Genomic DNA, 20763 nt, shown 5'->3' with positions numbered 1-20763 from the left:
CTCAGAGCGGGGCGGGCTCAGAACGAGCGCAGGTTCAGAATGGTGGCACAGTCTCCGATTCCTGCCGCGGAACCATGGTCTGGTCTACGGCCGCTTGCGGTGGTCCGAGTTCCAGGAACGGCTCGGTGCGATAGACGCGTCCGGTCGGTGATGTCCACTCGATCACCCCGGGTTCGGGCTGGCACGCTTTCCAGAAACCCAGGGTCTTGAACCTGTGGTGACGACGGCACAGATGTTCCAGGTTTCCCTGGTCCGTGGGGCCACCTTTCGCCCAATCGATGGTGTGGTCGATATCCGAGTTTGCAGTGCTGACCCGGCAGCCGGGGAACCTGCAGGTTCCGTCCCTTGCGCGGAGCCATCGGCGGAGTCCGGCCGGGACTTTTCGGCGTCGTCCCACGCCGAGTATTTCTCCGGTCTGCGGGTTTTGGGCGAGTCCGGTCCATCCGGTCGCGTTGCGGGCGAGCCTGCGGGCTTCTTCAGCGCTGATGGGTCCGTAACCGTGCAGCTCGGCAGGTTGGCCATCGGCGCCGAAGAGGGTCTCGGCGTTGATCAACACCATGATTTCCGCCCGCGGAATGATTCCCTCGTCCGGTCCTACGCCATCTCTACCGGTTCCGCGCGCACCTGTTGCTGCACCGCCGCCGGTTCCGCGCGTACCTGATGCCGCACCGCCGCCGGTTCCGCTCTCACCGACTGCCGCGCTGGCATCCGTGACACGGGTTGAGCCAAGGCTGCCCATCAGCAGCTGCGCCAGAATGTCCGCACGCAGCTGATCCGTGGAACGGGAATCTCCGGCGGACTGCTCTCCCCGGGCCGCATTGCTGAGCGTTGTGTAGATCTGCTGGGCTTCTTCTGCCCGCAGGTGCGCGGAGAGACAGGACATGCCGTCCTCTTCCCGATCCATAGTGACTTTGCGCTGCTCGAACGCGGTCAGGTGCCGTTTGCTGACAGTTTCGGGAAACTTCCTCTCGCGCAGCCGTCGTGCCTTGCAGGAGAACTGCGCCCGCGTCTGGCCCTCCGCAGCGGCCAGCAAGTCTGCTTCAAACTCAGGAAGCTTGGAGGCGGGAACATTCTGGCACTGGTCCAAGACCACCTGCGCATGCTGGTACGAGAACCGTCCCTCTTCCAGCCCGGCCAAGGTCGCCGTATGGCTGCCGCACAGCTGCCCGGCCTCACTGAGGAGCCGCTGACCGGTCACCTGCGGAACGTTCAAAATGGCGGCGCATTCGGACGCTGCCAGGGTGAACGCCATCCCGGGTTCGAGCCTCCCCGACGCAGCAAAAAGGCTGTCCCGGAAGATTTCTTCCATCCGGTTCACCAGACGCGCCTCCTGTGCCTGCACCCAGGACATCAGATGTGCCATCCGGGACAGGGCATCGCCCACCATCTGCTCGTCAAAGGCTTCAAGGTTCTGCAGCGCCAACGTCCCGGTAAACCCGTCTGGGTAGGCCTCAGCAGGACTCCCCTGAGCACCGGCAGTCGCAGCCCCGGAACCCTCCGGGTCGGCTTCGGAATCGGGGGTGGCGGGTGCCCCTGATTCGGGGGCGGGAGTTCCGGGATCGGCTGGCTCGGCAAGACCAGGCCCGGCATCAGGAACGGGATTGCCGACTGGCCGGGCGTCAGCCTCGGCGTCATTCTCGGCGTCGTTCTCGGGAGTTGCAGCAGAAGCAGGGGTACCCGCGGCAGCGGCCCCCGCAGGGCCGGCAGGCGCGACAGCAAGTTCCGCGCGATACACCGCCAGAGTGACGGGAGAGCAGGGCGCCTCCGTGTCGCCGGCCTGCCCTTGAGGCGCCTGGTCCCTGCCTGGTTCTTCAGTTTTCGGTTCGGTATTCCCGAGCTGATCCATACCTCAGGATTTCATCCGGCACTGACATTCCCAGGCCGAAAACAGACCCAAAACGGCCTCTCCGGAAAACTCGATTACCCGTCTTTTCACCCCCGACTACCTACCCTGAAAACCGGCACACTCGTGGAGTTGGCCAGAAACGATTTTCGCGTCCAGCGGCAGCAATCGAACCGCCACGCCAGCGTCGTCCACCGGCCGCGCCATTCCCCCGCAACGTGACCGGACCGTCGTCGCCCACCCAGCGCACACCCGAGCGCCCCGACCCCACAGGCCGCACCCCAACCGAACGATGCCGCACCACTAACACCGCCGCACCCACCCCGCACCCGCACCCGCACCCACCGAACCGGAGCCCGGACCGGGAATGAACCGAATCCCGTAACGGTTAGGTGAGATGTATGCATATGCATATACTTTAGAAACACCCGAACTTCCGGAGGCAACCATGCAGATCGGCGTCTTCAGCGTCAGCGACATCACCCGAGATCCCGTCACCGGACGAATCCCGACCGAGGCGGAGCGCATCAAGGCCGCCGTGGCCATTGCCCGCAAGGTCGAAGAAATCGGCATGGATGTCTACGCCACCGGCGAGCACCACAATCCGCCGTTCTATGCCAGCTCCCCCACCACTCTGCTGGGCTACATTGCCGCACAAACGGAGCGGATCATCCTCTCCACCACCACAACGCTGATCACCACCAATGACCCGGTGAAGATCGCGGAAGACTTCGCGATGCTCCAGCACCTCGCGGACGGCCGGGTGGATCTGGTCCTTGGCCGCGGCAACACCGCGCCTGTCTACCCCTGGTTCGGCAAGGATCCGCAGGACTCGGTGGAACTGACAGTAGAGAACTACAACCTGCTGCGCCAGCTGTGGGACAACGAAACCGTGAACTGGCAGGGCAAGTTCCGCACCCCGCTGCACAACTTCACGGCCACGCCACGCCCGCTCGACGACGTCGCCCCCTTCGTCTGGCACGGCTCCATCCGTACGCCGCAGGTGGCCGAAATTGCCGCCTACTTCGGAGACGGATTCTTCGCCAACAACATTTTCTGGCCGAAGGAGCATTACATGCAGCTGATCGGCCTGTACCGCGAGCGCTACGAACACTACGGCCACGGCCGCGCCGATCAGGCCATTGTGGGACTCGGAGGACAGTTCTTCATGCGCAAGAACTCCCAGGACGCCGTCAACGAGTTCCGCCCGTACTTCGACAACGCCCCGGTATACGGCCATGGGCCAAGCATGGAGGACTTCACCGCACAGACCCCGCTGACGGTGGGCAGCCCGCAGGAGGTACTGGAGAAAACGTTGAGCTTCCAGGAGTACTTCGGTGACTACCAGCGCCAGCTGTTCCTGATCGACCATGCAGGACTGCCCCTCAAGACGGTGCTGGAGCAGCTGGACCTCTTCGGCGAGTACGTGCTGCCGGAACTGCGGAGGGAATTCGATTCCCGCCGTCCGGACGACGTTCCCGAAGGACCTACCCACGCCGCACGGGTGGCAGCACGGAAGGCAGATGTGAAGCCTGCCTCGTCATCTGCATCGCCGTCTCCTGCGGTTCAGTAGGCTGGGACAATGCACTCAACAAACGACGTCACGGCGAAACAGGCAGCCGAAGCGTGGGAATCCTTGTTCCGGGTCCAGGTCGGCGTCATGCGGCGGCTGCAGCGGGATCCGGAATTCCGGGAGCTCACCATGCGGGAGTACGACGTCCTGTTCAACCTGACGCGTTGCCCCGGCGGCTGGTTACGGCTCAACGAGCTCAACGAGCACCTGCTCATCAGCCAGCCCAGCCTGAGCCGGATGGTGGACCGGCTTGAAGCCCGGGGCCTGGTGCAGCGCCGGCCGGCACAACAGGACCAGCGCGGCGTGGAACTTTCGCTGACCGATGAGGGGCGGGCTGTCCAACGGCGGCTGGGCCGCATCCACGTACGCGGAATCCACGAACTGCTGACGCCGGCCCTGGACAACGCTGAGCTGGCACGCCTGAAGGAACTGACGGACAAGGTCCTGGCCAGCCTGACGGACTAGGCGGCCGCCTCCGTCAGCGGCGGATCGGCGAATGCCAGCCGGGGCACCAGCAGCAGGAGGGCCGCGGCAATAAACGCAGTCACCGAACACACTGCCCAGACCGTCAGGTAGCCCTCCAGCGGTGCCACCGTCCCGGCGTCGGCGGCTGAACTCGAGAGAGCGTCCGCAGCTGCGCCTGCCAGCGCAATTCCGAAGACCGCCGAAGCGAAGGACCCGCCGATGGTCTTGGTGGTGTTGGTCAGTCCGGTTGCCATGCCGGTTCTGTTCAGCGGCGCCGCCGCGGCAGCAGCCGAGGGAAGCGCAGCCACCAACGCCCCCGACCCCAGCCCGGCGACCACCATGTTCATTAGGGCCTGCGGCAGGGTGTCATGGAAGGGCAGGAAGAGCCCGTAGCCGACACCGACCAGGAGCGACGCACCTACCAAGGTGTTCCTCGGGGTGGTCCTCCGGGCTGCCAGGGGGAAGAGCAGCGCGCCGGCGAGCAGCGCGAAGACGTAGGTGCCGATGATGATGGACACCTGCGACGCCGCCAGTCCCAGGCCGTAGCCGTGCAGTCCGGGATCGGTGCGGGCGAACGTGGACATGGGCGCCTGGGCGCCAAGCACCGAAATGCCGAACAGCCCCGCCGTCAGCTGGACCGGCCACATGGACGGGCTGCGCAGCATCCGAAAGTCCACCAGCGGATCCTTCTGCCCGAGCTCGTAACGGACAAAGGGAATGAACGCGGCGGCACCGGCGGCAAGGACCGCCCACACCCACCAGGTATCCGGACCGTTGATCCGCAGGAAGGTCAGCCCGGAGGTAAGCAGCAGCAGCCCGACCGCCAGCAGGACGAAGCCGGTGCGGTCCACCGTCCCGCCGTCCAGGGAGCTGGATTCCGGCACTCCGAAGTGCACGGCGAAAATGCACAGCGTCACCGCGGCGGCGGGCACGCACAGCGTGAGCCAGAGCGGGAGGTGCTCCACCAGCACTCCACCCAGCAGGGCTCCGCCGATCACGCCCAGCTCGAGTGCGCCGACCAGCAGGCCTGCCGCCTTGCGGGTCAGCACGGCCCGGTTCGGGGTGTGGCGCACCCGGCTGAAGATCAGGGCGATTTCCATCGGCAGCCAGACCACGTAGAACCCCTGGAGCGACCACGCGGCCAGGAACGTCCAGAAGTCCGGTGCCACGGCAACTCCCCAGGAAGCCGCCGCCGTCAGGACCGTGGAGACCAGCAGGATGCGCTTGTGCCCGTAGATGTCCCCCAGCTTCGCCAGGATGGGCACGGCCAGGGCGCTGAGCATCAGCTGGGCGGATTCAAACCAGTTGACGTCGCCGTCGTCGATCCCCAAATTGCGGGCAATGTCAGTGAGCAGCGGCGTGTAGTAGCCCTGCAGGATGCCGCTGGTGATTTCCACCAGCACCAGGAACCCCACGAGGGGGCCGATCATGCGCAGCCCGGGCAGGGACGGCGCGGACATCAGAGCGCACCCATCAGGGCCTTGTAGAACGCGATGCCCTCACCGAACGTTTCAATGCCCAGCCGTTCGTTGTCGGCGTGGATGCTGGCCCGGTCCGCAGCACTCATCCGGAAGGGGGCGAAACGGTACACCGCGTCGCAGATGGAGGTGAAGCGGCGCGCATCGGTTCCGCCCAGCATGATGTACGGCACCGGGACGGCATCCGGGAAGCAGGTCCGGATGGTTTCCTCCAGCAGGGCGAACTGGGCGTTGTCCGTTGCGGAGACCGGCGACGGCTCGTTGCCCTCCACCACGCGCAGGCTCACCTGGGGGTCCCGGATGATCGACCGCAGCCGCGACACCGTGGACGCCACCGTCTCACCCACGGCCACCCGGATATTGGCATTGGCCGTAGCGCGCGTGGCCAGGACATTGGATCCCTTGCTTCCCCGCAGCTGGGTCACCGCCACCGTGGTGCGGGTCATGGCGTTGGGCTCCCCGCCGAGCAGGCCGAACACCCGGGTGAGCGCACCGCGCAGGTGGGCGGCGTTGCCCAGCACCAGGCGGAGCGGCAGCGGTGCCGAGCCGGACAGCCGCTGGACCATTTCCACGCTTACCTCCGGAAGGGACGCCGGGAAAGGACGGCGGTCCAGGCGGACGACGGCGCGGGCCAGCCGCGCCGTTGCGCCCATCCGGTTTGGCGTGGACGCATGCCCGCCGGCGTCCTCGACCGCCAGTTCGACGTCGAGGATGCCCTTTTCGGAGACGCCGACGACGGCGAGCGGCGCAGACACGAACGGGAAGGCACCCGAGGCGACCGCTCCCCCTTCATCCAGCACCAGCCAGGGACGGATGCCGCGTTCCGCGAGCAGGGCAGCGGCAGCAGCAGCCGTATCGCCGGCCGTTTCCTCGTTGTTGCCGAACGAGAAGTAGATGTCCCCTGCGGGTGCGAACCCCTCAGCGAGCAGCTGTTCAGCCGCTTCGAGGACGGCAGCCAGCGCACCCTTGTCATCGAGGGCGCCGCGGCCTTCGATGGAGGTTTCCGTGACCGTGCCGGCGAACGGCGGGTAGTCCCAGCGCGACGGGTCCTCCACAGGGACCACGTCATAGTGGGCCATCAGCACCGCGGGACCCCTGCCGTCCGCCGGATCCCCCGCCGCAGCTTCCGGTGAGGCCTCCGGTGACGCTGTCCCGGGCCAGCGGTACAGCAGCCCGAATCCGTTGACCCGTTCCAGCTGCAGGGCGGCGGAAACCAGGGGGAAGAGTTCCGGAAGCGCTGCAATAAAGGCTTCGAACTGGTCCGGCTCCATTTCCTCGGGCACCCGCGAGGAAACGGTGCGGTACGTCAGGAGCCGGGCAAGCTTCGGGGCGGCCGCGCGGCCGAGTGCAGCGGCGGATAGCGCCGTGGGAGAGCTGAGCATGGGGCGAGTGTAACGGCTGTGCGGTGCATCACAGCTCAGGCTTCCGGTGTTGCTGCGGCATTCAGCAGGGGCAGCATCCGCCCCTGGAAGTGCGTGTTCAGCACAATCACCGAGGAGGTCCGCAGGACGGTGTTGGTGGCGACTATCGCGTCAATCACCCGCTGCAGGTCAGAATTGGACCGCGCCGCCACGCGCGCCAGCAGGTCGCTCTCCCCCGAGACGGTATGCACCTCCTGGATTTCCGGAATCCGGGACAGTGCCGCAACCACTGCGTCGTGGCCTGTGTCCTGGCGGATGGTGAGCGAGCAGTAGGCGATGACGTCGTAGCCCAGGGCCTCGGCGTCGATCCGCGGACCCCACCCGGCAATTACTCCGGTCTCCTGCATCCGGTCCAAGCGTGCCTGCACGGTGGCCCGGGCAACGGCGAGCCGGCGCGAGGCCTCGAGCACCGACATACGCGGGTTGTCGGTAAACAGGGTGACGATACGGGCGTCCAGCGCGTCGGTGGGCATGGGGTCCTTTCCGGGACTAAGCACAGGCAGTGTACAAATTGTAAAGGCAGCACGGCCGACTGCCGGAACAGAGGACACACAAACCGGCCTTAAGATGGAATCCGGTGTACAGACCCGCGGCAGCATCCCTGCCGGCCGGTGCCCGCACCGGCAGCCCATCCGTTCGTTCTAAGGCCTCCCCTGTTATGCCCAGTTCCGCCCGCCCGTCCAGCACTGATACTGCACTTCCGGCCGGGGAACCGTCCGGAGCGAAGAAGATGCAGCCGAGGCACCTTGTCCTGATGAGCCTCGGCAGTGCCATCGGCACCGGCCTCTTTGTAGGGTCCGGCGAAGGTATCGCAGCCGCCGGTCCCGCAGTGCTGATCTCCTTCCTGATTGCCGGAACCATGGTGATTCTCATCATGCGCATGATGGGCGAGATGGCGGCGGCAGATCCCAGCAGCGGTGCGTTTTCCGTGTATGCCGAGAAAGCCCTGGGGCGCACGGCGGGCACCACGGTCGGGTGGATGTGGTGGTTCCAGATTGTGATCGTCATAGCCGCGGAGGCCACGGCCGCCGCGGCCATCGTCGCTTCCCTGATCCCAGGCGTCGAGCAGTGGATGCTGGCGCTGGCGTTCATCATCGTGTTTACCGCCGTCAACCTGGCCGGGGCTGCCAGTCTGGGTGAATTCGAGTACTGGTTTGCCATCCTGAAGGTGGCGGCCATCATCATCTTCCTGGCGGTCGGCGTCGCCTTTGTGGCCGGACTGCTTCCGGGCGTCCCGTCGCCGGGCACCTCCAACCTCTTCGACAACGGCGGCTTTATGCCCAACGGGCTGACCGGGGTGGCCTCAGGACTGCTGCTGGTGGTCTTCGCTTTCGGCGGCACCGAGATCATCACCATCGCGGCGGCGGACACCGAAGAGCCGTCCAAGAACATTGCCGGAGCCATTAACTCGGTGATCTGGCGGATCCTGGTCTTCTACATCGGTTCGGTGCTGGTGATGGTCACCGTGCTGCCCTGGGACAGTGAAGCGCTGAGCACCGGGCCGTTCGTAGCCGTCCTGCACGCAGCGAAGGTACCCGGCGCGGACACGGTCATGGCCGTCGTCATCGTCATTGCACTGCTGTCCGCCATGAACGCGAACCTGTACGGCGCGTCCCGGATGATCTACTCCCTGGGCGAGCGCGGCCGGGCTCCGGCTGCCCTGGGCCGCCTCGGCTCCGGCGGAGTGCCCCGCCGGGCCGTGCTGGCGTCCGTGGTCTTCGGCTTCATCGCCGTGGTGCTGAACTACCTCTACCCCGACACGGTGCTGATGATCCTGCTCAACACCGTCGGCTCCACCTGCCTGGTGGTCTGGGGCATCTCCATTGTTTCGCAGATCATCCTGCGGCGGCGGGCGGAAGCGGCCGGCGTCGAACTCACGTTCAAGATGTGGGCCTTCCCCTGGCTCTCCTACTTTGCGCTGGCACTGCTCGCAGGAATCGTGGTCCTGGGCTTCTTCGACCCCGATGTGCGTATCCAACTGCTGGCGACGGCGGCCCTCAGCACCGTGCTGGTACTGCTGGCCTGGTCCTTCGAGCGGCGCAGCGCCGCCAAGGTCCGCACCGCACCCGCGGACCGAGGCAACCAGGCCGGATAGGCAAACTGCCAAGCACAGTCGACTGCCGAATGCCACATTTGTACAGACTGTGTCATGTTCGGGGCGCTGTTTGCTGACTGTGGCGTGAACCACTAAATTGCGGACTATGGACAATAATCTGCAACCTGCGGCCCTGCCGGCGGAGGAACTCCGGGAGCTGTACCGCCTGGTCACCGCCGTCCGGCAGCTGGACCTCGCCGCAATCGCCTGGCAGCGTCAGGGCATCATCCCCGGGTATGCCCCGGAACTGGGCCAGGAAGCCGCCCAGGTGGGCAGCGCCTTCGCCATGGACCCCGAGCATGACTTCGTTTTCCCCACCTACCGGGAAATGGGGGTGGCTCTGACCATGGGCGTGGACATGACCGCCTATATGTCCACCCATAAGGCCAGCTGGCACGGCGGCCTCTACAACCCGGTGCAGACCCGGCTCGCCCCGATTCAGGCAGTGGTCGGCGGATCCGTACTGCACGCCGTGGGTTGGGCCCACGGCCAGACCCTCGCCGGGAACCCCGGCGTGGCCCTGACCTACTTCGGCGACGGCGCCAGCTCCCAGGGCGACGTCCATGAAGCAATGAACTTCGCCGGCGTCCTGAAGGCGCCGGTCATTTTCTTCGTCCAGAACAACGGCTGGGCCATTTCCCTGCCCACCGAGGCCCAGGTGGCCGGCGGAACCGTCGCCGCCCGTGCCGCCGGGTACGGCATGAAGGCCATCACCGTGGACGGCAACGACGCCGCCGCCGTCGTCCTCGCCACGCGGGAGGCCGCCGCTCACGCCAGGGCCGGACACGGACCGGTACTGATCGAGGCCATGACCTACCGCCGCGGCCCGCACTCCACCAGCGACGATCCCGGCCGGTACCGGAGCCTGGCGGAGGAACGGCGCGACGAAGGCGCGGATCCGGTCCAGCTGCTGGCAGACCGGTTGCTCGCCGACGGGATAGCCGACGACGCGTTCCTGGACACCGCGCTGCAGGATGCCAAGACCAACGCGGACGCCGTCCGCGAAGGTGTCATGGCGCTCGGCCCGCGGCCCGGACGGGAAATGTTCGACTTTGTTTTCGCCGAGCCCACCGAAGCACTCAAAGCCCAGGCCCGCGCCTGGCGGGAGGAATCCGAACATGTCTGAGCAGCTAAGCGACGCCGTGGCGTCCTCCGACCTGGAAGCCGCTGCCCGGAACACGGAGCAGACCGCCGCGCAGGAGCAGTCCCCCCTGGCCCCGTCCCCGGAGGACTGCGACGGCCGGGTGGAAAACCTCTCGATGCAGGCGGCCCTCAACCGTGCCCTGGCCGAAACACTGGCCGAGGATCCTCGGGCCGTTGTCCTGGGCGAAGATGTGGGACGGCTCGGCGGTGTCTTCCGCATCACCGACGGCCTGCAGCAGCGCTTCGGCGCCGACCGCGTTTTCGATACCCCGCTGGCGGAGTCGGGCATTCTCGGCATGTCCGTGGGGCTGGCCATGGCCGGTTTCCATCCGATCCCGGAGGTGCAGTTCGACGGTTTCGCGTATCCGGCGGTGAACCAGATAGTCACCCAGCTGGCCCGGATGAACTACCGCAGCCGGGGCACCATGCCGATGCCGGTGACCCTGCGGGTACCCAGCTTCGGCGGCATCCGCGCCCCCGAGCACCACGGCGAGTCGCTGGAGGCGCTCTTCGCCCACGTTCCGGGGTTGAAAGTGGTTTCCCCGTCCAGCCCGCACGAGGCCTACCATCTGCTGAAGCATGCCGTAGCCGTTCCGGACCCGGTGATCTTCATGGAACCGAAGTCCCGCTACTGGCAGAAGGGCGACGTGTTCCTGGACGACGCCGGCCCCGTGGAGGGTGCCAAGGTGGTCCGTCCGGGCAAGCACGTCACGCTGGTGGCATGGGGTGCCATGGTGGCCCGCTGCCTCTCCGTAGCCGAGCTGGCTGCCGAGGACGGCATCGAGGTGGAGGTCCTGGACCTGCGGTGGCTCAAGCCGATCGACGCCGAGGGGCTGGCCGCCTCCGTCGCCCGGACCCGGCGCGCCGTCGTCGTCCACGAAGCGCCGCTGACCTCCGGTCTCGGCGCCGAAGTGGCCGCCCTGATCACGGAACGCTGCTTCGATACCCTGCGCGCTCCGGTTGGGCGGGTCACGGGATTCGACGTACCGTATCCCTCAGGCGATCTTGAAGACGAATACATCCCGAACATCGACCGCATCCTGTTCGGGATCCAGCGAGTATTGGAGTACCGGCGTGGCTGAAATCCCCTTCCCCCTTCCCGACCTCGGCGAAGGCCTGATCGAGGCCACCGTGCTGGAATGGCTGGTGTCCGTGGGTGATCAGGTGGAACGCAACCAGCCGCTGGTCGAGGTGGAAACCACCAAATCCGCGGTGGAGCTGCCCTCCCCGCAGGCCGGCCGCGTTGCACGCACCTACGGCGAGCCCGGGGAAACGATCAACGTGGGCGAACCGCTTATCGTCTTCGAGGTTCCGGACAACACCGCCGGCATCGTAGGCACCGTGCCGCAGGAAGCTCCGGCACGCCGCCGGGTCCGGCTGACCGCCGCACTGGACGAGGACTAGGCAGTGGCCGACTACGGCTCCCTGGTGGAAGGCACCGATCCCCGCCTTTCGGTGGAGATTATCGACCCTGCCGGCGGTGCTGCGGGCACGACGGCGCTGCGTCCCGTCCTCCTGTTGCACGGCTTCGCCTCCAGTGCGCAGTTGAACTGGCACGACTCTGGGTGGATCACGGCACTGACCGCTGCGGGACGCCGGATCATTACCGTGGACCTGCCCGGCCACGGCGGCAGTGCAGCACCGGAGGACCTCGATTCCTACCGCCCCAGCCGCATCCGCGCGGACCTGCTGCAGGTACTTCAGGACGCGGGTGTTGCTCCGCTGGCCGACGGCGACCCGGCCAGCGGCCTGGACGTGGTGGGCTACTCCCTCGGTTCCCGCCTCGCCTGGGAATTCGGTGCGACCCAGCCCGAACTCGTGCACCGCATGGTGCTCGGAGGGCCGGGAAGCGGAGACCCGCTGGCGGACTTCGACCTCGATGCCGCCCGTGAAGCAGCCGCGGGCGGGGCACCGGTGGCGGATCCCCGCACCGCCGAACTGCTGCGCATGGCCCAGCTGGTTCCGCAGAATAACCTGGCCGCCCTGTTCCGGATGATCGAAGCCATCAAGGAGGAACCCTTCTCCCCCGCAGCGGCGGTTCCTTCCATGCCGCTGCTCCTGGTTGCCGGGGAACGCGACGACCTCGCGGCGACAGCGCCCAAGCTGGCAGCCCTGAGCGGACAGGCCGAGCTGGTATCCCTTCCCGCCCGCACCCACACGAACGCCATAACCTCCCGGGCGTTCAAAAACGCTGCAGTGGAGTTCCTGGCCGGCGAATAACAGCTTGGTTACGGCGGCGGGTTATTCCGCCAGCATTTCCGGGTGCACGCTAAGATGAAAAGGCTAGGGGGCTAGCCGGACATTGATCAGCCTACTGATTAATGTTCCGCGAGATTCCCTGCTTCATCTTTGACCCTCAAGGGAGGACACCCGTGGATGTACTCCTGGGGCACCGGTACCGCACCACCGAACTCATAGGGTCCGGTGGTGCTGCTGCCGTCTACCGTGCAGTCGACGAGAACCTTGGGCGGGAAGTAGCCGTCAAGCTTTTCAACGCCGGGTTCCGAGAGGATGACGAAACCCGCCGCCAGCAGATCGAAATGCAGCTGCTGGCAACCCTGAACCATCCGGGATTGGTCACCCTGCTGGACGCCGGCGTCAACGTTGATGACGAGGGCCGCAGCTCCAGCTTCCTCGTGATGGAGCTGGTGGACGGACCGGACCTGCGCGGCACGCTCAAGGAAGGCCCCCTCTCCTCCTCGGCAACGGCGGCGCTGGGCGCCGATCTGGCCGACGCGCTGAACTACGTGCACAGCAACGGCGTGATCCACCGCGACGTAAAGCCTGCGAACATCCTGCTTTTCCCGCAGGAAGACATGGACACCCGCCTGTACCCGCGGCTCACCGACTTCGGGATCGCCAGGATGGTCGAGGCCACCGTAGCCACCGCCAACGGTGCGACCATCGGAACCGCGAACTACCTGAGCCCGGAACAGGCACAGGGGGCTGCCGTGGATCCGCGGACCGACGTCTACTCACTGGGCCTGGTGCTCCTGGAATGCCTTACCGGGGAAAAGGCATTCCCCGGCCCGATTGTGGAAGCAGCCGTGGCACGCCTGCTCCGTGACCCCGAGATTCCCGAGTGGGTGGGACCGGATTGGACCGGCATCCTTCGGGCCATGACATCCCGCCTCGTGGACGCACGCCCCGAGGCACACGAAGTGGCAGTGGCGCTTCGTTCCCTGGCTTCCGAAGCCATGGTGCTGGACGGACCTGTCCCGTCGCCGGGCAGCTCCGCCTTCGGCGATCCGGACACCGGAGAATCCGCAACGGGCGGCGCTACCACGGGCAACATCTATATTCCGGCCCCGCCGCAGCATGCCCCCAGTCTGGGCTAGGCCGGGCTAGCCTGGAGAGACACAAAAACGGATCGGTCCCGCGGGACCGATCCGTTTTTTTGAAGTCAGGAAAGGCTACTTGCCGTCGTCGGCCGCTTCATCCTCTTCGGGCTCAAAGTTCGAGGCTTCTTCGGTGCTCGCCGCAGCGATCCCGTCCTCGCTCTGGGGGATGGTGCCTTCGGGGCCGCCCTGCGAACCCGTCTTCGACTGATCCCCCTGGCCGGCTTCCTTTTCGGTATTTCCCATGGTGTTTCTCCTTTGTGGTGCTCGCTGGCCTACTTATTCGATACTAGGCCAACTGTGGCCCGGCCAACACCTGCCGATGGGTTCGGCAGCCGCCCTGTTCAGGCCGCAGAACGTTTGCGGGCTGCGCGGACAGCGACCAGGCTCAGCAGCAGCAGGGCTGCCGCTGAAGCAGTCGGAACGATGAAGGCGTGGCTGTGGCCGAAGGAATCCGCCAGTCCGCCAGCCACGGAGGAACCCAGCGCCTGGCCGGTGACGACGCCGCTGGCCAGCAGGGTCATTACGGTACCCATCAGCTCGCGCGGGGCCACGATGGCGCCGATGCCGAAGATGCTGACCATGGTCGGCCCCACGGGGAGACCCAGAATCAGCAGCACAACAACCATGGTGCCGATGCTCGAGGGCAGGAACAGGAGCAGGGTGAACGCCAGCATCGCCGCGGCGCACAGGACCCAGCGGCCTGCAGTGCCGAACCGCTCAGGCCAGAAGGCCACGGACAGGGCAGCAACGGCGGAACTCAAAGCCATGGCCGCGTAGATCAGGCCTGCGGAAGTGGCCATGCCGAAGCTGCCGGCGAACGCCGTGAGGCTGGTCTGGGTGGAACCGAAGAACGACCCCATGGCGACCATGCCGAGTACCGGAACCATGATCAGCAGCCACTGCGGACGTTCCCGCGGGGCCGGCGCTTCCGGATCCGGCATGCCCTGCGCTGCTCCCTTGCGGGCGATCTTCGGGCGGCGCGAGGTGGGGACAACGTGTTCCACGGTGTGGTGTACGGCAAAGGCGGTCACCATGGTGACCGTCAGCACTGCCGCCAGCACAAGCGGCAGCCAGGGGGCGACGGCGGCGGCGAGCAGGCCCACGAGGGCCGGCCCGAGCACGAAGGTCAGTTCGTCCGCGGTTCCTTCGTAGGCGAGGGCGGTGTCCATCTCGCGGCCCTGCGGACGGCGGGCGGTCATTGCCATCCAGCGGACGCGTGCCATGGGCCCCACCTGGGGGCAGGAAGCACCCATAAACAATGCGGCTGCCAGCATCCAGAACGGCGCGTCGGCCGGATCCAGAAGCGCGGCGGATAGGAGGAACAAGCCGATGGCCACGGGGTTCAGGACGGCGGTGCCCAGGAGGACGGGGCGCTGTCCGATCCGGTCCGCGAGGTACCCCAGCAGCGGGGCACCCACCGCGGAGCCGACACCGACGCCGCCTGCGGCGAGGCCGCCGAGCGCGTACGAGTCGGAAACCTCGGTAATGAGGGTAAGTGCACCGACGGTGAGCATGGCCAGGGGAAGCCGTGCGAGGAAGGCGATGGGGAAGAATGACTTGCCGGCCAGGGCGAAGATGGCCTGGTAGCGGCCGCCGGCGGACGGAGTCTTCCCCGGGTCGGCAGGCGTGGAGTCAGGGCTTGGTGCCTGAGTGGGGGTGGAGGTGTCTTGGGTCATGGTGCGGTATCCAGATACGTCGAACCGCGCACCGTCCCCCCTCCCGGTGCGCACAACCCTTGTAACCCGTCGATTTTACCCATGCCGGGCCGGTGAACCTAACCGGGAACGCCGGCGCTGTAACGGACCGAGGAACCGTTGCGGCCCTTGAGGATCTGGAGCTGCGCCGGGATCCGTTGTTTCATTTCCGCCACATGGCTGACGAGCCCGACCACACGGCCGCCGTCGCGCAGTCCTTCCAGCGCGTCCATGACCTGTTCCAGAGACTGCTCGTCGAGGCTGCCGAACCCTTCATCCACGAACAGGGTTTCAATGTTCACCCCTCCCGCTTCCTGCTGGACCACGTCGGCCAGCCCCAGGGCCAGGGCCAGGGAGGCCATGAAGCTTTCGCCGCCGGAGAGGGTGGAAGTATCCCGGTGCTGTCCGGTCCACTCGTCAGTGACGTGCAGGCCCAGGCCGGCCTTGCGGTTTCCGGACTTGGAATCGTTGTGTACCAGCGCGTACCGGCCTCCGGTCATAGCCGCCAGCCGTTCCGTGGCAGCCGCTGCCACCTGCTCCAACCGGGCTGCCAGGACGTAGGTACTTAACGTCATCTTGTATTGGTTTTCGCCACCGCCCCGGGCAGTGTCTGCCACCGACTGCAGCAGGTCCCGCCGGGCGCGAAGGGGCGCGGTGCGCTCAAGCGCCGCCTCCAGCTCGGCAGAGTATTCCGCGAGCCGCACCGCCGAGCCTTCCAGCAGGCGGACGAGCAGGGCGGCCTCTTCCTGTTCCTTCCGTGCAGCCGCGGCCGCGTCTGCCGCCTCCGCCACGTCTTCCTCGTCCGGCACGGCCAGCGGCTCCCCCGCGGCGTCGTCCGGGCCGGCCGCTGCCTGGGATTCCCGCCGCAGCAGCAGCCTGCGGCCCTGCTCTTCCCAGTCCGAAACAGCCAGCGCATAGGCGTCTGCGGTGGCGGCGTCGAGCAATGCAGCCGTAACCTCGGCCGCCGAGGCAAAGGTCGTTCCAGCCAGGGCAGCGTCCAGTTCAGCGCTCACCCGGTCCAGCTCCTCTTCGGCCGCGGCGACCGCGCCTGCTGCCTCGCGCGCGGCGGCGGCGAGCTTCGCGAACAAGGCCAGGGACTGGACCCGTTCACTGATGCTCGGGAAGCCCTGGAGCGCCTCCCGCAGGCGCTCCGACAGTTCCGCCGCCTGTTCGCGGGCCGCCGCGGCACGGGAATCCGCCTGTGCCGCGGAAATGAGCGCCTCGGACCGGGCAGCCTCGGCGGCCGCGAGTTCAACAGCGATTGCAGTGAGCCGGCGGTCTGCTTCGGCCAGCGCCCGGACGGCCCCGCGGGCATCCTCCAACTCTGCGCGGGCCGCATCGAGCTGGTCCTGTGCGAAGGCGGCATCCCCTGCACCCCCGCGGGCACGAAGGGCTGCAGCCTCCTCGGCAGCGGTACCGGCCAAACGCCGGGCTTCTTCGTAGGCCGCTTCGGCCTTGCCAGCGCGTGCCTTGGCTGCCTGTTCGGCTTCGCGGGTGACCGGAGCCTCCCCGTCCGGCAGCTCTGCCGGACGCGGGTGCTCGAGTCCCCCGCACACCGGGCACGGCGTGCCGTCTGCAAGTTCCTGTGCCAGTTCCGCAGCTGCCTGGTCCAGGCGTGACTGCAGCAGATCCTGCCACCGCTGCCGCAGATCCTGATACTCCTGGCGTGCGTCGGCAGCCGCCTTCTCCGTCACCGCTGCACGCTCGTTTGCCGCGGCATAACTGCTGATGGTCGCGACCAGTTCTTCGGCGGCGGCCAAGGCTGCTTCGGCCCGCGCTTCGCCTTCCGCCAGCCGTCCCAGCGCGGCGGCTTCGCCGGCCAGCTCCGCCTCTTCCGCCCGTAGGGAGTCCAGCGATGCGTCGGCGTCGACGGCCTGTACCCGGAATGCTTCGGCAGCGTCCGTCTCCGCTCCGGCGCGGGCGAGCAGGGCTTCGGTGCGTTCTTCGTCTTCTCTCGCAGCACGCGCAGCTGCGAGATCCGCGCTCACGCGGGCCTCCAAACCGTCCGGCAGCGGTGTCTCTGCGGCCGACGACACGGTGTAGGACGCCACAGGGTAAGCAGGGGCCAGCACATGGTCGGCCAGCGCCTGCAGGGTCACTGCGGCTTCGGAGCGGCGGTTTTCCGCCCGCCCGGCGGCGGCTTCCTGAGCCCGTACGCTGCCTGCCAGCAGGGAAGCGGCAGCGTGGGTCGCAAGCGCGGCCCGCTGGGGCTCAATCTCCGCTTCGGACGCGGCATGTTCTGCTTCGTCCCGGATCAGCTGCTGCAGGGCCACGCCGCGGGCACGGCGGTGCTCGAATTCCTGCAGGTGCTTCTCGGCGCTTTCCCGCGCCGTCATCAGCTCCGCGAGTTCCTTGCGGGCAGCGGCGGTCCGGGAGTCGAGCTCCGCCTGGAACTGTTCGAGCTCCGTTTCCCCGCCCTCGGCCTCGACGCCGTCATCCGGCCCGTTGCCGTCTGCCGTTTCGCCGCGGTAGCGCCGGATTTCGTCACGTGCACGACGCAGCACATGCTCGGACTGCTCCTGCGCCGTCTCAAAGCGGTCGGTGGCTTCGACAAGCTCGGCCTTGAGGCGACGTTCAATGTCTTCAAACCGGGAGGTGCCGAAGAGCTGCTGCAGCAGCTGCTCGCGCGAGGCCGCATCGGCGCGCAGGAAGGCCGCAAAATCCCCCTGCGGCAGCATCACCACGCGGGTGAACTGGTCCCGGTTCATCCCGAGCAGCTCGGTGATTTCCGCAGAGGCTTCGTCGTTGCGGGATGACTTCTGGACCCAGGCGCCGTCAACGAACTCGCGCAGCAGCGTCTTGGCCTGCTCGGTGACCGTGCCCTTCCCGCCCGCGCGCTTGGCCGGACGTTCCCACTGAGGGCTCCGGACAACTTCGAAACGACGGACCCCGGAACTGAACTCGCAGACCACTTCGGGTGGGGTGTCCTGGGCAGCGTGGTCGCTGCGCAGCCGGCGTCCCTGCTGGCGGGCACCGGGGACGGTGCCGTAGAGGCCGAAGCAGATGGCGTCCAGCACGCTGGTCTTCCCCGCCCCCGTAGGTCCGTTCAACAGGAAGAGCCCGTGGGTGCCCAGCTCATCGAAGTCGATAACCTGCCGGTCTGCGAACGGACCGAAGGCCTGCATTTCCAAGCGGTGGATTCTCACTGTGCGGCCTCTGCTTCGCGGACCTTGTTCAGGATTTCGATGAAGAGGTCCTTTTCCTCATCCGCTGCACTGCGCGAGCGGACATGCTCAAGGAAGCCGCAGCAGATGTCGAGATCGTCGGTGGCCTTTGCCAGCCGCTGGCTGTATGTCTGGGCCGGTCCCCGGGCGCCGCCCTCCGGGTCAAAAGCCAGAACCAGGGTGTCGGGGAACCGCGTGCGGAGCAGTTCCATGGCCTTGGCCGGCCGCTGGCTGTCCGTCAGGGTGACCTGGCAGTAGGCTTCCTCGGCCTCGGCAAGGTCCGGGTCCGCCAGCAGGTCCTCGAGCTTGCCGCGCAGCACCGCCAGCCGGCGCCGGGCCGGCCAGGTGACCGCCTCCACGGAAGCGACGCCGCCGCCGTCGAACTCCAACAGCCATCCGCCCTTGGCCTGCCGTGCCTCGGAGAAGGAATACGGGAGCGGTGAGCCGCTGTAGCGGACCGTGGGGCTGAGCTGCTGGCGGCCGTGCAGGTGTCCCAGGGCTGTGTAGGAGAACTCTTCGAAGAGGTCCAGGGGGACGGCCCCAAGGCCGCCCACAGCCAGGTCTCGTTCGCTGTCGCTGCTGATGCCGCCGCTGGCGAACGTATGGGCCATGACCACGGAAGCGACGGGTTCGCCCGCACGTTCACGGGCAAGGATGTCTTCGCGGATCCGCTGTACGGCCGCCGCGGTGACGGAGAAGTGGTTCGGGACCTCAACCCCCAGCTCCCCGGCGGCGAGGCGGGGCTCGAGGTACGGGATGCCGTAGACGGCCACCGGCCTGCCCTCGGCGGGCAGGATCACGGGCCGGGCAATGTCCTCATACCGCGTGCGCAGGTGCACGCCGGCCCGCTCGAAAAGTGCGCTGCCAAATCCCAGCCGGGCGGCGGAATCATGGTTGCCGCTGGACAGCACCACCACCGCGCCGGCCCCGGTGATGCGTTCCAGTGCCGAATCCAGCAGGCGCACGGTGTCCACCGCCGGAAGCGCGCGGTCATACACGTCCCCTGCAATCAGCACGGCATCCACCCGCTGTTCCCGGACAGTGTCCACCAGGGCGTCGATGAAGTCCGCCTGGGCGTCGAGCATCCCCACGCCGTGGAAGGAACGGCCCAGGTGCCAGTCTGAAGTGTGCAGTAAACGCATGTCTTAAAAACTACAGCCCGGCTCCGACAGTTAACGGATCGGGGGCAGCGGCGCGTGCCGCTGCCCCCGGGGGGTCCTGCTGTTTAGTGCTTAAGCTCTTAGGCGCGGTTGCCCGGCGTGCCGTCCTCCGGACGGGTTGTGCCGGTGCCGTCTGCGGGCTTGTCGAAGAAGCCTCGGGCTTCCTCGTCCACAACCGGCGTCGTGCTCCCGGCATCGGATGCCGGGTTGGCCGGCTTGGCGGCAACGGGCTTCACGGTGTCGGTGTCGTCCGCATCCTCGTCCAGGGCGGCGGCAGCGTTGTTGCTGTGTGCGTCAATGGTCATGTCGACGCTGCGGAAGATGAGGCCGGCAATCACTGCGCCGAGCAGCGGTGCAACCCAGAACAGCCACAGCTGCTCCAGTGCCCAGCCTTCGGAGAAGATGGCGACGGCGGTGGAACGGGCCGGGTTGATGCCGCCGTTGGTGACGGGAACAAGGACGGTCAGCAGGACCGCGTAGGTCACGCCGACGGCGAATGCGCCGGAAACGGCGAGGGACTTGCGGGAGCCCGTGCCTGCCTTGCGGGATGCTGCGCCGAGGAAGACGGCGGTCAGCAGGGCCGCGCCAACGACCTCCATGAGCAGCGCGCTCGGAAGCGGGAAGAGGTTTGTCGAGTGCTCCCCGTAACCGTTGGCCGTGCCGCTCAGGAACTGGCGGGCCTGCTCACCGATCTGGTCATGGCCGGTGATGACCACCCAAAGGATTGCAACACCGAGTACGGCGCCCACCAGCTGGGCCAGGATGTACGGCAGGACGAACTTCCACGCCGTGCGTCCGGCCACTGCACTGCCGAGGGTGATCGCGGGGTTGAAGTGGCCGCCGGAAATGAAGCCGAAAGCCGCCATGGCACCTGCAAGGGCCAGGCCGAAGGCCAGCGGCGAGCCGATGCCGCCGCCGGCGGTGTTGCCGAAGATGGCAATCCCGATGCCGACGAAGAGAAGCAGGAACGAACCAATAGCCTCGGCTACCGTCCGTCCGACAAACCCGTAGTTGTAGCCACCGTTCGCAGGCGCTGCATCGCGGGCGGGCACAACGGCTCGGGCTCCGCTGAGTGGTAAGGACTCAGATGACATGGAAGAAGGATTCCTAACGTGTGGGTGGCGACGCCGGATTCACGGCCGCCGGTATAAGAACAGAAGTGGTACTGCGACATGGCCTGCACCGAACGGTGCGGAAGCAGACATGCGCGAACTCACTACAAACTACCCCACCGTGTCAGCGCAGGCTGTGAACTTCCTGAATTTGCCCTGTACACCAGGGACACAGGGGCCCGCCCGGTGATACTGCAGCATGTCCGGATTCCCGCCGATTGTCCCCGCAGTGTGTCCGAATCCCCGCAGTATGTCCGGATCCCCGCACCGCGCG

The 20763-nt window shown here is 67.0% G+C and carries 17 protein-coding genes; 8 read left to right on the top strand and 9 right to left on the bottom strand.

Annotated elements, in window-relative coordinates:
• Nucleotides 1–34 precede the first annotated feature (34 nt).
• The gene (locus NNX38_RS06795) at nt 35–1846 is read right to left on the bottom strand and encodes an HNH endonuclease signature motif containing protein (protein WP_304661558.1); all 1812 of its coding nucleotides are present in this window, start codon (nt 1844–1846) and stop codon (nt 35–37) included.
• A 445-nt stretch (nt 1847–2291) separates the two neighbouring features.
• Between NNX38_RS06795 and NNX38_RS06790 the strand changes: the two genes are divergently transcribed.
• Nucleotides 2292–3416 carry an LLM class flavin-dependent oxidoreductase gene (locus NNX38_RS06790; RefSeq protein ID WP_229949427.1) on the top strand — a complete coding sequence of 375 codons (1125 nt, stop codon included), beginning with the start codon at nt 2292–2294 and terminating at the stop codon, nt 3414–3416.
• 9 nt (nt 3417–3425) lie between these two features.
• Nucleotides 3426–3881: a MarR family winged helix-turn-helix transcriptional regulator gene (locus NNX38_RS06785; protein ID WP_255797318.1), complete on the top strand. Its 456-nt coding sequence runs from the start codon at nt 3426–3428 to the stop codon at nt 3879–3881.
• On the opposite strand, the gene NNX38_RS06780 is transcribed toward NNX38_RS06785, so the two are convergent.
• Genes NNX38_RS06780 through NNX38_RS06770 form a run of 3 tightly spaced genes read right to left on the bottom strand, consistent with a single transcriptional unit; the run spans nt 3878 to nt 7253 of the window.
• Nucleotides 3878–5341, bottom strand: coding sequence for an MFS transporter (locus NNX38_RS06780; protein WP_255797317.1), 1464 nt, complete (start codon nt 5339–5341; stop codon nt 3878–3880). The genes NNX38_RS06785 and NNX38_RS06780 overlap by 4 nt on opposite strands.
• Complete coding sequence (locus NNX38_RS06775) at nt 5341–6741, bottom strand: M20/M25/M40 family metallo-hydrolase (RefSeq protein ID WP_255797316.1); 1401 nt, start codon at nt 6739–6741, stop codon at nt 5341–5343. The genes NNX38_RS06780 and NNX38_RS06775 overlap by 1 nt, the downstream gene beginning before the upstream one ends.
• Before the next feature lie 35 nt (nt 6742–6776).
• Nucleotides 6777–7253: an Lrp/AsnC family transcriptional regulator gene (locus tag NNX38_RS06770; RefSeq protein WP_255797315.1), complete on the bottom strand. Its 477-nt coding sequence runs from the start codon at nt 7251–7253 to the stop codon at nt 6777–6779.
• A 185-nt stretch (nt 7254–7438) separates the two neighbouring features.
• Here NNX38_RS06770 and NNX38_RS06765 point away from each other — a divergent pair, with 185 nt between their 5' ends.
• From NNX38_RS06765 to NNX38_RS06740, 6 genes are all read left to right on the top strand, one after another.
• Nucleotides 7439–8875: an amino acid permease gene (locus NNX38_RS06765; RefSeq protein ID WP_255797314.1), complete on the top strand. Its 1437-nt coding sequence runs from the start codon at nt 7439–7441 to the stop codon at nt 8873–8875.
• A gap of 106 nt (nt 8876–8981) precedes the next feature.
• A complete protein-coding gene (locus tag NNX38_RS06760) occupies nt 8982–10001 on the top strand; it encodes a thiamine pyrophosphate-dependent enzyme (RefSeq protein ID WP_255797313.1) in 1020 nt (339 codons plus the stop codon).
• A gap of 133 nt (nt 10002–10134) precedes the next feature.
• Nucleotides 10135–11100, top strand: coding sequence for an alpha-ketoacid dehydrogenase subunit beta (locus NNX38_RS06755; RefSeq protein WP_255797348.1), 966 nt, complete (start codon nt 10135–10137; stop codon nt 11098–11100).
• Nucleotides 11093–11422, top strand: coding sequence for a biotin/lipoyl-containing protein (locus NNX38_RS06750; RefSeq protein ID WP_227918229.1), 330 nt, complete (start codon nt 11093–11095; stop codon nt 11420–11422). The genes NNX38_RS06755 and NNX38_RS06750 overlap by 8 nt, the downstream gene beginning before the upstream one ends.
• A gap of 3 nt (nt 11423–11425) precedes the next feature.
• Nucleotides 11426–12238 carry an alpha/beta fold hydrolase gene (locus NNX38_RS06745; RefSeq protein WP_255797312.1) on the top strand — a complete coding sequence of 271 codons (813 nt, stop codon included), beginning with the start codon at nt 11426–11428 and terminating at the stop codon, nt 12236–12238.
• A 152-nt stretch (nt 12239–12390) separates the two neighbouring features.
• Nucleotides 12391–13356 (top strand): serine/threonine-protein kinase, encoded by a 966-nt coding sequence (locus NNX38_RS06740; RefSeq protein ID WP_255797311.1) that lies wholly within the window; start codon nt 12391–12393, stop codon nt 13354–13356.
• Between the two features lie 75 nt (nt 13357–13431).
• Here NNX38_RS06740 and NNX38_RS06735 read toward each other — a convergent pair whose 3' ends face one another.
• From NNX38_RS06735 to NNX38_RS06715, 5 genes are all read right to left on the bottom strand, one after another.
• Entirely contained in the window at nt 13432–13602 is a 171-nt protein-coding gene (locus NNX38_RS06735; RefSeq protein WP_255789884.1) for a hypothetical protein, read from the bottom strand.
• 98 nt (nt 13603–13700) lie between these two features.
• A complete protein-coding gene (locus NNX38_RS06730) occupies nt 13701–15035 on the bottom strand; it encodes an MFS transporter (RefSeq protein ID WP_255797310.1) in 1335 nt (444 codons plus the stop codon).
• Between the two features lie 98 nt (nt 15036–15133).
• Nucleotides 15134–18199 (bottom strand): AAA family ATPase, encoded by a 3066-nt coding sequence (locus NNX38_RS06725; RefSeq protein ID WP_255797309.1) that lies wholly within the window; start codon nt 18197–18199, stop codon nt 15134–15136.
• A complete protein-coding gene (locus NNX38_RS06720; protein ID WP_255797308.1) occupies nt 18196–19359 on the bottom strand; it encodes an exonuclease SbcCD subunit D in 1164 nt (387 codons plus the stop codon). Before NNX38_RS06720 ends, NNX38_RS06725 begins: the two co-directional genes overlap by 4 nt.
• A gap of 98 nt (nt 19360–19457) precedes the next feature.
• Complete coding sequence (locus NNX38_RS06715) at nt 19458–20471, bottom strand: aquaporin (protein ID WP_255797307.1); 1014 nt, start codon at nt 20469–20471, stop codon at nt 19458–19460.
• Between the last annotated feature and the right edge of the window lie 292 nt (nt 20472–20763).

Origin of the sequence: Arthrobacter sp. zg-Y238 (genome assembly GCF_024385525.1) — a bacterium.
In the GTDB taxonomy this organism is placed as follows: domain Bacteria; phylum Actinomycetota; class Actinomycetes; order Actinomycetales; family Micrococcaceae; genus Arthrobacter_B; species Arthrobacter_B jinronghuae.
The sequence above is the reverse complement of the archived record's forward strand: the minus strand, read 5'-3'. Positions and strand labels throughout refer to the sequence as shown.